10 protein-coding genes are annotated in these 12,833 nt (G+C 63.8%); 7 read left to right on the top strand and 3 right to left on the bottom strand.

Annotated features, from left to right (window positions below; genetic code table 11):
- Positions 1-19: 19 nt before the first annotated feature.
- Complete coding sequence (locus ABIE20_RS20975; RefSeq protein ID WP_429507066.1) at positions 20-1,009, bottom strand: 2-hydroxyacid dehydrogenase; 990 nt, start codon at positions 1,007-1,009, stop codon at positions 20-22.
- A 76-nt stretch (positions 1,010-1,085) separates the two neighbouring features.
- Complete coding sequence (locus ABIE20_RS20980; protein WP_429507067.1) at positions 1,086-3,839, bottom strand: response regulator; 2,754 nt, start codon at positions 3,837-3,839, stop codon at positions 1,086-1,088.
- A gap of 213 nt (positions 3,840-4,052) precedes the next feature.
- On the opposite strand from ABIE20_RS20980, the gene ABIE20_RS20985 reads away from it, so the two are divergent.
- From ABIE20_RS20985 to ABIE20_RS21015, 7 genes are all read left to right on the top strand, one after another.
- Positions 4,053-4,769: a response regulator transcription factor gene (locus ABIE20_RS20985; RefSeq protein ID WP_429507069.1), complete on the top strand. Its 717-nt coding sequence runs from the start codon at positions 4,053-4,055 to the stop codon at positions 4,767-4,769.
- The gene (locus ABIE20_RS20990) at positions 4,741-6,111 is read left to right on the top strand and encodes a histidine kinase sensor domain-containing protein (protein WP_429507070.1); all 1,371 of its coding nucleotides are present in this window, start codon (positions 4,741-4,743) and stop codon (positions 6,109-6,111) included. The genes ABIE20_RS20985 and ABIE20_RS20990 overlap by 29 nt, the downstream gene beginning before the upstream one ends.
- 187 nt (positions 6,112-6,298) lie before the next feature.
- The gene (cysM, locus tag ABIE20_RS20995; RefSeq protein WP_429507071.1) at positions 6,299-7,201 is read left to right on the top strand and encodes a cysteine synthase CysM; all 903 of its coding nucleotides are present in this window, start codon (positions 6,299-6,301) and stop codon (positions 7,199-7,201) included.
- Positions 7,201-8,559 carry a 23S rRNA (uracil(1939)-C(5))-methyltransferase RlmD gene (gene rlmD, locus ABIE20_RS21000; RefSeq protein WP_429507073.1) on the top strand — a complete coding sequence of 453 codons (1,359 nt, stop codon included), beginning with the start codon at positions 7,201-7,203 and terminating at the stop codon, positions 8,557-8,559. The genes cysM and rlmD overlap by 1 nt, the downstream gene beginning before the upstream one ends.
- 99 nt (positions 8,560-8,658) lie before the next feature.
- Positions 8,659-10,899 carry a GTP diphosphokinase gene (relA, locus tag ABIE20_RS21005; RefSeq protein WP_045195574.1) on the top strand — a complete coding sequence of 747 codons (2,241 nt, stop codon included), beginning with the start codon at positions 8,659-8,661 and terminating at the stop codon, positions 10,897-10,899.
- Between the two features lie 78 nt (positions 10,900-10,977).
- Positions 10,978-11,808 carry a nucleoside triphosphate pyrophosphohydrolase gene (gene mazG / locus ABIE20_RS21010; protein ID WP_429507075.1) on the top strand — a complete coding sequence of 277 codons (831 nt, stop codon included), beginning with the start codon at positions 10,978-10,980 and terminating at the stop codon, positions 11,806-11,808.
- 23 nt (positions 11,809-11,831) lie between these two features.
- A complete protein-coding gene (locus ABIE20_RS21015; RefSeq protein WP_115085734.1) occupies positions 11,832-12,371 on the top strand; it encodes a DUF2058 domain-containing protein in 540 nt (179 codons plus the stop codon).
- A 47-nt stretch (positions 12,372-12,418) separates the two neighbouring features.
- On the opposite strand, the gene ABIE20_RS21020 is transcribed toward ABIE20_RS21015, so the two are convergent.
- Positions 12,419-12,601, bottom strand: a complete 183-nt coding sequence (locus tag ABIE20_RS21020) for a hypothetical protein (protein WP_038993913.1) — start codon at positions 12,599-12,601, stop codon at positions 12,419-12,421.
- Positions 12,602-12,833: the final 232 nt, after the last annotated feature.

The following is a 12,833-nucleotide window of genomic DNA, read 5'->3' on the forward strand; positions in this document are numbered from 1 at the left end:
TCTGCCGCGTATCCTAGCATCAACCCTCGACCAAGTTCTGCGGATTGCCTGCCGCCCAGCGGCTTATGTTGTCCAGGGTGGTGGCGGCAATGGCGGCCAGCGCTTCGCGGGTGAGGAAGGCCTGGTGGGCGGTGACGATCACATTGGGGAAGGTCAGCAGCCGCGCCAGCACGTCGTCCTGCAACGGCAGGTCGGAGCGGTCTTCGAAGAACAGCTGGGCTTCCTCTTCATAGACATCCAGCCCCAGGTAGCCGAGCTGGCCGCTTTTCAGCGCCTCGATCAGCGCCGGGGTGTCGACCAGGGCGCCGCGGCCGGTATTGATCAGCATGGCCCCAGGTTGCAGGTCGGCCAGGCTCTTGGCGTTGATCAAGTGACGGGTGTCGTCGGTCAGCGGGCAGTGCAGGCTGATGACCTGGGCCTGGCGCAGCAGCTCCGGCAGGCTCAGGTAACGTGCGCCGAGCGCCAGCAGTTCGGGGTTGGGGTAGGGGTCGTAGGCCAGCAACTGGCAACCGAAGCCGGCCATGATCCGCGCGAAGGCTGCGCCAATTTGCCCGGTGCCGATCACGCCGACGGTCTTGCCGTGCAGGTCGAAACCGGTCAGGCCGTGCAGGGTGAAGTCGCCTTCGCGGGTGCGGTTGTACGCCCGGTGCAGGCGCCGGTTGAGCGCCAGAATCAGCGCCACCGCATGCTCGGCCACGGCGTGGGGCGAATAGGCTGGTACTCGCACTACGGCCAGGCCCAGGCGTTTGGCGGCAGCCAGGTCGACGTGGTTGTAACCGGCCGAGCGCAGGGCGATCAAGCGCGTACCGGCGGCGGCCAGGCGCTCCAGCACGCCAGCGCCGAGGTCGTCGTTGATGAAGGCGCAAACCACTTCGTGGCCGGCCGCCAGCGGCGCGGTGTCTTCGGTCAGGCGCGCCGGTTGAAAGTGCAGCTCAATCTTTGGCGCCGGTGACGCGCTGGTGAAACTGTCCTGGTCGTAGGTCTGGCTGCTGAAAAACAATACGCGCATGGGATGTTCCTGAAGGCTTTGCCGGAAAGTTTAACCAAGGGGCAAGGATTAGGCCTTGCCCCAGGTCAGCCAGGGGTCAGGCGCTCATGCGCGCCTGGGCGGTAAGCCGGGTGATGGCCCGGTCCAGTTCATCCAGGGCTTGCGGCGCCTGCGGGTCATCCTGCTTGAGCAAGGTTTCACTGCGTTGGCAGGCGGCGCGCAGTTGCGGTACGCCACAGTAACGCGAGGCGCCGTTGAGCCGGTGCACGCGCTCGATCATGCCATTGCGGTCGGCTGCCTCGCGGGCGGCGCGAATCGCTTCGCGGTCAGAGTCCAGCGACGCCAGCAGCATTGCCAGCATGTCGGCGGCCAGGTCCGGCTTGCCAGCAGCCAGGCGCAGGCCTTCCTCGGGGTCGAGCACCTTCAGTTCGCTGCTGTCGGGTGTGCGCTCCAGCGGGCGTTCCGGGCGTGGCGCGCCAAGGGCCATGCCGGTCCACTTGAGCACCACCTGGGCCAGCTGGCGCTCGCTGATCGGCTTGGTCAGGTAGTCATCCATGCCGCTGTGCAGCAGGGCGCGTTTCTCGTTGGCCATGGCGTGGGCGGTCAGGGCCACGATCGGCAGCGCCGGGCCGCTCTGGCTGCTTTCCCACTGGCGGATCTGCTCGGTGCATTCGCGCCCGTCCATGCCGGGCATCTGCACGTCCATCAGCACCAGGTCGAAACGCTCGTCCTGCACCGCCTGAACCGCTGCATAGCCGCTGTCGACCGCCAGCACTTCGGCGCCGAGGTCTTCGAGCAGGGTTTGCACCAGCAGCAAGTTGGCCGGGTTATCGTCGACGCACAGCACTTTGGGCAACGGCTGGTCGGACACCGGCTTGCTCTCGCTGCCCGGGCGCCGTGGCTGGACCATCTCGACCAGGGCCCGGCGCAATTTGCGCGTGCAGGCAGGCTTGGCCTGCAACTGGCCGTGGGCGTTGGGCAGGTACGGATGATAGAGCGCCTGTTCGGTGGTCGGGCACAGCACCAGGGCCTGGCAGGCGAGGTTTTCCAGCTGCTGGATGTACTGGCCGAGGCGCTCCGGCGAGAGGCTGTCGAGGTTGACCCCAAGCACCGCAAGCTCAAAGGGTTGCCCGGCCAGGGTCGCGGCTTCGACCGCGTGCAGCAGTTGTTCGACGGTGGTGTACAGGCTGACGCTCAGGCCACAGTCTTCCAGTTGATGTTCCAGGGCCTGGCGCGCCAGTTCGTGGCTGTCGACAATCGCTACGCGGCGGCCCACCAGCGGTTGCATCGGCAGGTCTTCGGCATCGTCGCGGGCCTTGGGCAGGCTCAGGCTGATCCAGAACTGCGAGCCCTCGCCGGGCGTACTGTCGACGCCGATCTCGCCGCCCATCTGTTCAATCAGGCGCTTGGAAATCACCAGGCCCAGGCCAGTGCCACCGGGCTGGCGCGACAGCGAGTTGTCGGCCTGGCTGAAGGCCTGGAACAGCGCCCGCACATCCTGGCTGGACAAGCCGATACCGGTGTCCTGAACGCTGATGCGCAATTGCACGCTGTCTTCACGCTCATCCTCGAGCATGGCCCGGGCAACGATGGTGCCTTCGCGGGTGAACTTGATGGCGTTGCTGACCAGGTTGGTGAGGATCTGCTTGAGCCGCAGCGGGTCACCGACCAGCGACAGCGGCGTATCGCGGTACACCAGGCTGACCAGCTCCAGCTGTTTGGCGTGGGCCGCCGGGGCGAGGATGGTCAGGGTGTCCTGGATCAAATCGCGCAGGTTGAACGGAATACTGTCGAGCACCAGCTTGCCGGCCTCGATCTTGGAGAAGTCGAGGATCTCGTTGATGATGCCCAGAAGGCTGCCTGCGGACTTTTCAATGGTACCCAGGTAGTCGAGCTGGCGCGGGGTCAGTTCGCTTTTTTGCAGCAAATGGGTGAAACCGAGGATGCCGTTCAGCGGTGTGCGGATCTCATGGCTCATGTTGGCGAGGAACTCGGATTTGATCCGGCTGGCCTCCAGGGCCTCCTTGCGCGCCATGTCCAGTTCGATGTTCTGGATCTCGATGGTTTCCAGGTTCTGGCGTACGTCTTCGGTGGCCTGGTCGATGCTGTGCTGCAGTTCTTCATGGGCGTTGTGCAGGGTCTCGGCCATGCGGTTGATACCCGCAGCCAGCTCATCCAGCTCGTAGCTGCCCATGGCCGGCAGGCGTTCTTCGAGGTTGCCGTCTTTCAACTGGGTGACCGCGTATTTGATCTGGCCAATCGGGCCGTTGATCGTGCGGCTCATGCGCAAGGCCAGCAGGGCAGTGGCGGCCAGGCCCAGGAGGATCAGCAGCAGGCTGGTGAACAGGCTGCGGTAGCCACGCAGCAGGGTGCCGTCGTGGGACAGCTCGATTTCAACCCAGCCGAGCAGGCGGTCGGCTTCCCCGGGGATCAGCTCGCCGGCAAGGTCGCGGTGACGGCCGAACACTGGCAGCAGGTAACGGGTGGCGTCATTGCCGGTGCGCTGCAGCAACTGCGTACCACCACCGGTGGGCGCCTGGTTGAGCATGCTCGGACCGGCGTGGGCCAGGGCGTTGCGATCGGGGCCGAGAAAAGCCACGGCACGAACATCGGACTGCTCCAGGGCCTGGGCGGCGATGCGCTCCAGCTGCGCCGGGTCGTGGCGCGCCAGGGCCGGCGCCACCAGCGGGGCCAGCTGCTCGGCAATCATCTTGCCGCGTTGCAGCAGTTGGGTCTGCAGCTCGCTCTGCTGCAGCCACGTGAAGTAGCCGCCCAATACCAGCGCCATCAGGCCGGCTGGCAACAAGGCGAGCAACAGCACGCGGCTTCTGATCCCCAATCTATTCAGCACGCCACTCTCCTGTGCCCGGTAAGCGCTGTAAGCCTCCGCCAGCTCCTGCTGACGGACCAAGTCGGAAAAGTACCGCGCCTACTCGCGTAATGCACTCATTTGTATCTGCTTTTGTCGATTGCCAACTGTATAAGGGGCTTTGGTCGAGCCCCGGTTGCCTGTGCGCAGCGAATGCCGAATAATCGCGTGATTGAGAATTGCTAGCATCGGCCAATGACTCCTGTATCTATTCGCACCTCCAACATCCTTGCCATCGAGGACGATCCAGTCCTGGGTGCGTACCTGCGTGAAGAGCTGCAACGCGGTGGCTTCAAGGTCACCTGGTGCCAGAATGGCAACGATGGCCTGCAGGTCGCGCAAAAGAGCTGCTTTGACGTGGTGCTGATGGATATCCTGCTGCCCGGCCTCAATGGCCTGGATGTGCTGGCGCAACTGCGCCAGAGCAGCTCGACGCCAGTGATCCTGATGTCGGCGCTGGGCGCCGAGGCCGACCGCATCACCGGCTTCCAGCGCGGTGCCGATGACTACTTGCCCAAGCCCTTCAGCATGGTCGAGTTGCAAGTGCGTATCGAAGCTATCCTGCGCCGGGTGGCGCTGGAGCGTCGACATCAGCAACCCGCGCAGGTGCAGGCCGGGGAGTTGCGTTTTGATGACGAAACCTGCGATGTCAGCTATGGCGAGCAATGGGCGGGTCTGACCCTCAGCGAGTACCGTTTGCTCGATACCCTGCAACGCAGCGATGAAGAAGTGTTGAGCAAGGCCTTCCTTTATCAGCAGGTGTTGCAGCGCGGTTATGCCCGTCACGATCGCAGCCTGGACATGCATGTCAGCCAGATCCGCCGCAAGCTCAAGGCCATCGGCTATTTTGAGCGCGAGGTGCGCACGGTGTGGGGCAAGGGCTATGTGCTCAGTGCCGTCGAGGTCCACTGAAGTGCCCAATCGTCACTCCGTGTTCTGGAAACTGGCCATCCTTCTGGTGGGTTTCTGCCTGTTGATGATCGGCCTGAGCTGGACCTGGGGCCGGCATATGGACACCCAGAACGCGTTCCTTTCCGAGCAGGCCAAAAGCACCTTGCAAGGTTATGCCAGCGAAGCCGAGCAGGCCTGGCTGCAAGGCGGGCAGGCCGGTATCGACGCCTGGCTGGCGCTACTGCGTGAAAAGGAATCCGGCTGGGTCGGGGTGATCGGCCCTGACCTGCAGTCGTTGAGCAGCGCGCCGCTCAACGAGGTTGAAAGCCGGCGCCTGACATTTTTGCGTGGCATCGACTGGCCGGTGAGCCCGCGCTCGATCGGCATGCCGTGGATGCGCCTGCCGTTCCCGCAGCAGCCGCACCTGGGCACCCTGGTCATGGAGCTGCCGCAACGCCTGGCGCCCGGGCAATACCGGGTGCTGTGGCGGGTGGTGACCAATGGCATCATCCCCGGCCTGTTTACCTTGCTGCTGTGCGTCGGCCTCTACCGCATGCTGATTGTGCCGCTGATCCAGTTGCGCGAGCAGGCCAACGCCTGGCGCGCCGACCAGCTCTCGGCGCGGGTCGCCAGCAGCACCACCAGCCGCCAGGACGAGCTGGGCGAATTGGGGCGCGCCTTCGACGACATGGCCGAGCGCCTGCAGGGCACGGTGGCGCTGCAACAGCAGCTGTTGCGCGACCTTTCCCACGAACTGCGCACGCCCTTGAGCCGCTTGCGCGTAGCTTGCGACAGCGAGGCGGATGCCGAACAGCTGCGCGTACGCCTGGGCCGCGAAATCGACTGCATGCAGCATCTGGTCGAAGATGCCCTGCAACTGGCCTGGCTCGACACCGAGCGGGCGCCGTTGAGCAAGGAGCCGATCCAGGTCCAGGCGCTGTGGGAGATGCTCGCCGAAGACGCCTGCTACGAAAGTGCCTGGCCGGCTGCGCAACTGCACTGCGCCCTGGATGCCTCGTGCTGGGTGCAGGGCAACCTCAACAGCCTGGCCCAGGCCCTGGAGAACATCCTGCGCAATGCAATCCGGCATTCGTCAGCCGGTGGTGTGATTCGCCTGGATGGTCGGCGCCAGGGCGATGACTGGTTGATCTGGCTGGAAGACCAGGGCGGGGGCGTGGCGGAACGTGAGCTGGAGCGCATTTTCGCGCCCTTTACCCGGCTGGACGGATCGCGGCCCGGTGATGGCGGCTTCGGGCTGGGCCTGAGCATTGCCCGTAACGCCATCGTCCGTCAGGGCGGGCGCTTGTGGGCGCAGAATACCGGGCAGGGCTTGCGCCTGAACATGCAACTGCCAGCAGTGTGATCGCGGGTCCGCTTCGTGGCCCATCGCCGGCAAGGCCGGCTCCCACAGGGTTCAGGTGCACGCGAATCCACTGTGGAAGATCTATTGCTTATAGCTCGCAGCTATAACCCCAACACATTGCGTGATATGGGCAAATCCCGTTTGCCGGTATGATAGGCGCCCCCGCAGTCTGGATTGCGAATACGCCATGACCTTGCAGTACCCAACCATCGCCGATTGCGTCGGCAACACGCCTCTGGTCCGCTTGCAGCGCATTGCCGGCGAAACCAGCAATACCCTCCTGCTCAAGCTCGAAGGCAACAACCCGGCAGGCTCGGTCAAGGACCGGCCGGCGCTGTCGATGATCACCCGGGCCGAACTGCGTGGGCAGATCAAGCCGGGCGATACCCTGATCGAAGCGACCTCGGGCAACACCGGCATCGCTCTGGCCATGGCGGCGGCGATCAAGGGTTACAAGATGATCCTGATCATGCCCGACAATTCCAGCGCCGAGCGCAAGGCGGCGATGACCGCCTACGGCGCCGAGCTGATCCTGGTCAGCAAGGAAGAAGGCATGGAAGGCGCCCGCGACCTGGCCGACCGCCTGCAGGCCGAAGGCCGTGGGCTGGTGCTCGACCAGTTCGGCAATGGCGACAACCCTGAAGCCCACTACGTGAGCACTGGCCCGGAAATCTGGCGTCAGACCCAGGGCACCATTACCCACTTCGTCAGCTCCATGGGCACCACCGGCACCATCATGGGCTGCTCGCGCTACCTCAAGGAGCAGAACCCGGCGGTGCAGATCGTCGGCCTGCAGCCGATGGAAGGCTCGGCCATCCCCGGCATTCGCCGCTGGCCGCAGGAATACCTGCCGAAGATCTACCAGTCCGAGCGCGTTGATCGCGTGGTCGACATGGCCCAGAGCGAAGCCGAAGAAACCACCCGCCGCCTGGCCCGTGAAGAGGGCATTTTCTGTGGCGTGTCCTCCGGTGGTGCAGTGGCAGCCATGCTGCGCCTGTCCCGCGAGCTGGAAAACGCCGTGATGGTGGCGATCATTTGCGACCGTGGCGACCGTTACCTGTCGACCGGCATTTTCGATTCAGTGAACTGATGTCCAAGAACAAACGCAACAGCGGCCTGCGCTTTCAGCCGGCCGGTGGCACCCGTGCGCCACAGATCCCCACCGGCAAAAAGCAGCGCCTGAGCATCGAGCGCCTGGCCGGTGACGGCCGTGGCATCGCCTTTCTCGACGGTCGCACCTGGTTCGTCAGTGGCGCCCTGGCCGAGGAAGACGTCGAAGCGCGGGTGCTCAACACCCACGGCAAGGTGGTCGAGGCCCGCCTTGAGCGGGTGTTCACTGCCAGCCCGGCGCGCCGCGAAGCCCCGTGCAAGCATTTCGACCGCTGTGGCGGCTGCAACCTGCAGCACCTGCCCCATGCCGATCAACTGGCGCTCAAGCAACGCCTGTTGGCCGAGCAGTTGCAGCGCGTCGCTGGCGTGCAGCCTGAGCATTGGGCTGCACCGCTGACCGGGCCGGAATTCGGCTACCGGCGCCGGGCACGGGTTGCCGTGCGTTGGGATAACAAGGCGAAACATCTGGACGTCGGTTTTCGCGCCGAAGCCAGCCAGGACATTGTCGCCATCGACGACTGCCCGGTGCTGGTACAACCCTTGCAATCGATCATGCGCCACCTGCCAACGCTGTTGCGCAGCCTGAGCAAGCCGCAACTGGTAGGGCACGTCGAATTGTTCAGCGGTACCGCACTGGCGCTGCTGTTGCGCCATACCGGGCCATTGGGCGAGGGCGACCTGGCGCGCCTGCAGGCGTTCTGCGCCGAAGCCGGTGTACAGCTGTGGCTGCAAGGCGAGGGTGAACCTTTGCCGCTGGACGCCGGTCAGAGCCTCGGTTTCCGCCTTGAACCCTGGAACCTTGAGCTTGCGTACCGACCGGGCGATTTCGTCCAGGTCAACGCCCAGGTCAACACCGCGATGATCGAGCAGGCCCTGGCCTGGTTGGCGCCGCAGGCCGATGAACGCGTGCTCGACCTGTTCTGCGGCCTGGGCAATTTTGCCCTGCCGCTGGCCCGGCAGGCGCGGGAAGTGGTGGCGGTGGAAGGGGTGCAGGCGATGGTCGAGCGGGCGGCCGCCAATGCCCGTAGCAACAATTTGCATAACACGCAGTTTTTTCAGGCCGATTTATCGCAGCCTTTGGCGGCGTCGGGCTGGGCCGCAGGAGGCTTTTCTGCGGTACTCTTGGACCCACCGCGTGATGGTGCATTTGAGGTTGTGCGAAAAATCGCAGACCTCGGCGCGAAACGTCTTGTTTATGTATCGTGCAATCCGGCGACCCTGGCCCGCGACACCGTTGAACTGGTCAGGCAGGGTTACCGGTTAAAAAGTGCCGGGATTCTCGACATGTTTCCTCAAACGGCGCATGTCGAAGCCATGGCGTTATTCGAAGCGGGTTAGCCAGGCTGACGCGTTCGGCGCTGCACCTTGGGTCCGGCAGGGGCAGCACCAGTGATTTCAAGCGCATCGCGAATGCGCTGTAGGGAAAGGTAAACAAAGATGGTACAGGTGAGAGTGCACCAGCCGGTCAACACCGACGGCAGTATCAATCTCGAAGCATGGCTGGATCATGTGGTGAGCGTCGACCTGGCGCTGGACCGGGAGGCCCTCAAGGCCGCTTGCGAGTTCGCCCAGGACATCGAGAAGAAGGGCAACCCGGCCAAGCATTCCTGGGCCGATGGCACGTCGAGTTTTCAGGCCGGCCTGGAAATCGCCGAAATCCTTGCCGACCTCAAGCTCGACCAGGACTCTTTGGTCGCCGCGGTCATCTACCGCGCCGTCCGCGAAGGCAAGGTGACCCTGGCTGAAGTCGGCCAGCGCTTTGGCCCGGTGGTTTCCAAGCTGATCGACGGCGTGCTGCGCATGGCCGCCATCAGCGCCAGCCTCAGCCCGCGCCAGTCACTGGTGCTGGGCTCGCAGGCGCAGGTCGAGAACCTGCGCAAGATGCTCGTGGCCATGGTCGACGATGTGCGCGTGGCACTGATCAAGCTGGCCGAGCGGACCTGCGCGATTCGCGCGGTCAAGGGCGCCGACGACGAGAAGCGCAACCGCGTCGCCCGCGAAGTCTTCGACATCTACGCACCGCTCGCCCACCGCCTGGGTATCGGTCATATCAAGTGGGAGCTGGAAGACCTGTCCTTCCGCTACCTCGAACCCGATCAGTACAAGCAGATCGCCAAGCTTCTGCACGAGCGCCGGCTGGACCGCGAGCGCTTCATCAGCGACGTGATGAACCAGCTGCAGAACGAACTGCTGGCCACCGGGGTCAACGCCGACATCAGCGGCCGGGCCAAGCACATCTATTCGATCTGGCGCAAAATGCAGCGCAAGGGCCTGGAGTTCAGCCAGATCTACGACGTGCGCGCGGTGCGCGTGCTGGTCCCGGAAATGCGCGACTGCTACACCGCGCTGGGCATCGTCCACACCCTCTGGCGGCACATTCCCAAAGAGTTCGACGACTACATCGCCAACCCCAAGGAAAACGGCTACCGCTCGTTGCACACGGCGGTGATCGGCCCTGAGGGCAAGGTCCTCGAGGTGCAGATCCGCACCCACGCCATGCATGAAGAGGCCGAGCTCGGCGTCTGCGCGCACTGGCGCTACAAGGGTACCGACGTCAAACCCAGCTCCAACCACTACGAAGAGAAAATCTCCTGGTTGCGCCAGGTGCTGGAATGGCACGAAGAACTGGGCGACATCGGCGGCCTGGCCGAACAGCTGCGCGTTGATATCGAGCCGGACCGGGTCTATGTGTTCACCCCCGACGGCCACGCCATCGACCTGCCCAAGGGCGCCACGCCGCTGGACTTTGCCTACCGGGTGCACACCGAGATCGGTCACAACTGCCGCGGGGCGAAGATCAACGGGCGCATCGTGCCGCTCAACTACAGCCTGCAGACCGGTGAGCAGGTCGAGATCATCACCAGCAAGCACGGCAACCCCAGCCGCGACTGGCTGAACTCGAACCTGGGCTACGTCACCACCTCGCGGGCACGGGCGAAGATTGTCCACTGGTTCAAGCTGCAGGCCCGCGATCAGAACGTCGCCGCCGGCAAGACCCTGCTCGAACGCGAACTCAACCGCCTGGGCTTGCCGCAGGTCGACTTCGAACGCCTGGCGGAAAAAGCCAACCTGCGCACCGCCGAGGACATGTTCGCCTCGCTGGGCGCCGGTGACCTGCGCCTGGCGCACCTGGTCAACGCCGCGCAGCAACTGGTCGAGCCCGAACGCAGCGATCACGTCGAGCTGGTGCCGCGCAAGGCTACCGGCTACAAGCCGGGCAAGCGTGGCGACATCCAGATTCAGGGCGTCGGCAACCTGCTCACGCAGATGGCCGGTTGCTGCCAGCCGCTGCCGGGCGATGCGATCGTTGGCTACATTACCCAGGGCCGCGGTGTGACCATCCACCGCCAGGACTGCGCCTCGGTGCTGCAACTGGCCGGGCGCGAACCGGAGCGGATCATCCAGGTCAGCTGGGGCCCTGTGCCGGTACAGACCTACCCGGTGGATATCATCATCCGTGCCTACGACCGTCCGGGCTTGCTGCGTGACGTTTCCCAGGTCCTGCTCAACGAGCGGATCAACGTGCTGGCGGTCAACACCCGCTCGAACAAGGAAGACAACACCGCGCTGATGTCGCTGACCATCGAGATCCCGGGCCTTGATGCCCTCGGGCGCTTGCTGGGGCGGATTTCGCAGCTGCCGAACATCATCGAGACGCGGCGTAACCGTACGCCGTAAGACTGCTATCGCGGCTCAAGCCCGCTTCTACAGGGATGCTCTGTGGGAGCGGGCTTGACCCGCGATAAGGAACCCAAGATGTATACCCTAGACGACCTGCTCCACCTCATGGCCCGCCTGCGCGACCCGCAGCACGGCTGCCCGTGGGACCTCAAGCAGACCTACGCGACCATCGTCCCCTACACCCTCGAAGAAGCCTACGAAGTGGCCGACGCCATCGAGCGCAGCGACTTCGAGCACCTGCAGGGCGAACTCGGTGATCTGCTGTTCCAGGTGGTCTACTACAGCCAGCTGGCGCGCGAAGAAGGCCGTTTCGAGTTCGACGGCGTGGTCGACAGCATCACCCGCAAGTTGATTCGCCGCCACCCGCACGTGTTCCCAAGCGGCGAGCTGTACGCCGCCCTCGACACACCCAGGCTAGACGAAGCCCAGGTCAAGCAGCGCTGGGAACAGATCAAGGCCCAGGAGCGCGCCGAGAAGGGCGAGCCCGAGCAGTTGTCGTTGCTCGACGACGTGCCGGCAGCATTGCCGGCGCTGTCGCGCGCGGCCAAACTGCAAAAGCGTGCGGCCCAGGTCGGTTTCGACTGGCCGCACGCCTTGCCGGTGCTCGACAAGGTCCGCGAAGAGCTTGATGAAGTGCTGCAGGCCATGGCCGACGATGACAGCGTGGCACTGGCCGATGAGCTCGGCGACCTGTTGTTCGCTGCAGTCAACCTGGCCCGGCACCTGAAGGTCGACCCGGAAAACGCCCTGCGCGGGGCGAACAAAAAATTTGAGCGACGTTTCCGTTTTATCGAACAGGCATTGCGCGACATAGGCCGTCCGATTGAAGATTGCACCCTCGAAGACATGGACGCGCTCTGGGGCGAAGCCAAACGTCAGGAAAAGAACCTGCCCAGCTGCGGCTGAGCTGTTGCATAAGTGAGTGAACGATGAGCCTTTCCCTTCGCGACCAATTGCTCAAGGCCGGTCTGGTCAACCAGAAACAGGTCAAGCAGGTCAGTAAAGAACAGAAGAAACAAAAGCGCCTGGAGCACAAAGGCCAGGTCGAGGTCGACGATACCCAGCAGCGGCTGGCCAAGGAAGCCATGGCGGAAAAAGCCAAGCGCGACCAGGAGCTCAACCGCCAGCAGCAGGAGAAGGCCGAGCAGAAGGCCCGCGCCGCCCAGGTCAAGCAATTGATCGAAGTCTCGCGCCTGCCCAAGCTGACCACCGAGGACTACTACAACTTCGTCGACGACAAGAAGGTCAAGCGCCTGTCGGTCAACGCCCTGATGCGCAGCAAGCTGAGCAGTGGCTCGCTGGCGATCGTTGCCCATGGCGGCGGTTACGAAGTGATTCCCCGTGAAGCGGCGCTGAAGATCCAGGAGCGCGACCCGCAGCGCATTGTCCTGCTCAACACCCAGGTTGAAGAGCCGGATGCCGACGATCCGTACGCGGCCTACGTGATCCCTGACGATCTGATGTGGTAAAGACGACAAACCCCGCTTCGGCGGGGTTTGTTTTATTCTGAAGGGGGTTATTGCTGTTGCCGTCTGTTCTCGAGGTATTCCAGCTCGATACGGTAGCTGTGGGCCTCATGCTCGTTGTGGAACATGCCGACCAACTCGCCCTGCTGATGCACATCCCAGATGCGCACGCCTGCAGCCAGGCCTTCGTGAGACATTTTGCTTTCGTCGCGCTCAGTTACTTTGACAGTCATCTGCAAACTCCACTTTCAGTTAACTGCGGCACCGTGTCGCAGGTCTCTTTTATAGAATTTGTTAGCAGGCTAAGTAAATAAACGGCGCATGAAACATCTTTCATGTCCCTGTGGGAGCGGGCTTGCCCCGCGATGCGATGTGACTGGTAGCCTGCGATCGCGGGGCAAGCCCGCTCCTACCAAGGGTGTAAAAAGAAACCCCGCACTTGGCGGGGTTTCGGGTGTTACCAGC

The sequence above is a fragment of the Pseudomonas sp. 2835 genome, from assembly GCF_050435905.1.
In the GTDB taxonomy this organism is placed as follows: Bacteria; Pseudomonadota; Gammaproteobacteria; order Pseudomonadales; family Pseudomonadaceae; genus Aquipseudomonas.

Excerpts from the sequence above, each read along its gene's own strand:
- ABIE20_RS20975 (WP_429507066.1), bottom strand. The coding sequence starts at position 1,009 with ATGCGCGTATTGTTTTTCAGCAGCCAGACCTACGACCAGGACAGTTTC.
- ABIE20_RS20985 (WP_429507069.1), top strand. The coding sequence starts at position 4,053 with ATGACTCCTGTATCTATTCGCACCTCCAACATCCTTGCCATCGAGGAC.
- ABIE20_RS20990 (WP_429507070.1), top strand. The coding sequence starts at position 4,741 with ATGTGCTCAGTGCCGTCGAGGTCCACTGAAGTGCCCAATCGTCACTCC.
- cysM (WP_429507071.1), top strand. The coding sequence starts at position 6,299 with ATGACCTTGCAGTACCCAACCATCGCCGATTGCGTCGGCAACACGCCT.
- rlmD (WP_429507073.1), top strand. The coding sequence starts at position 7,201 with ATGTCCAAGAACAAACGCAACAGCGGCCTGCGCTTTCAGCCGGCCGGT.
- relA (WP_045195574.1), top strand. The coding sequence starts at position 8,659 with ATGGTACAGGTGAGAGTGCACCAGCCGGTCAACACCGACGGCAGTATC.
- mazG (WP_429507075.1), top strand. The coding sequence starts at position 10,978 with ATGTATACCCTAGACGACCTGCTCCACCTCATGGCCCGCCTGCGCGAC.
- ABIE20_RS21015 (WP_115085734.1), top strand. The coding sequence starts at position 11,832 with ATGAGCCTTTCCCTTCGCGACCAATTGCTCAAGGCCGGTCTGGTCAAC.
- ABIE20_RS21020 (WP_038993913.1), bottom strand. The coding sequence starts at position 12,601 with ATGACTGTCAAAGTAACTGAGCGCGACGAAAGCAAAATGTCTCACGAA.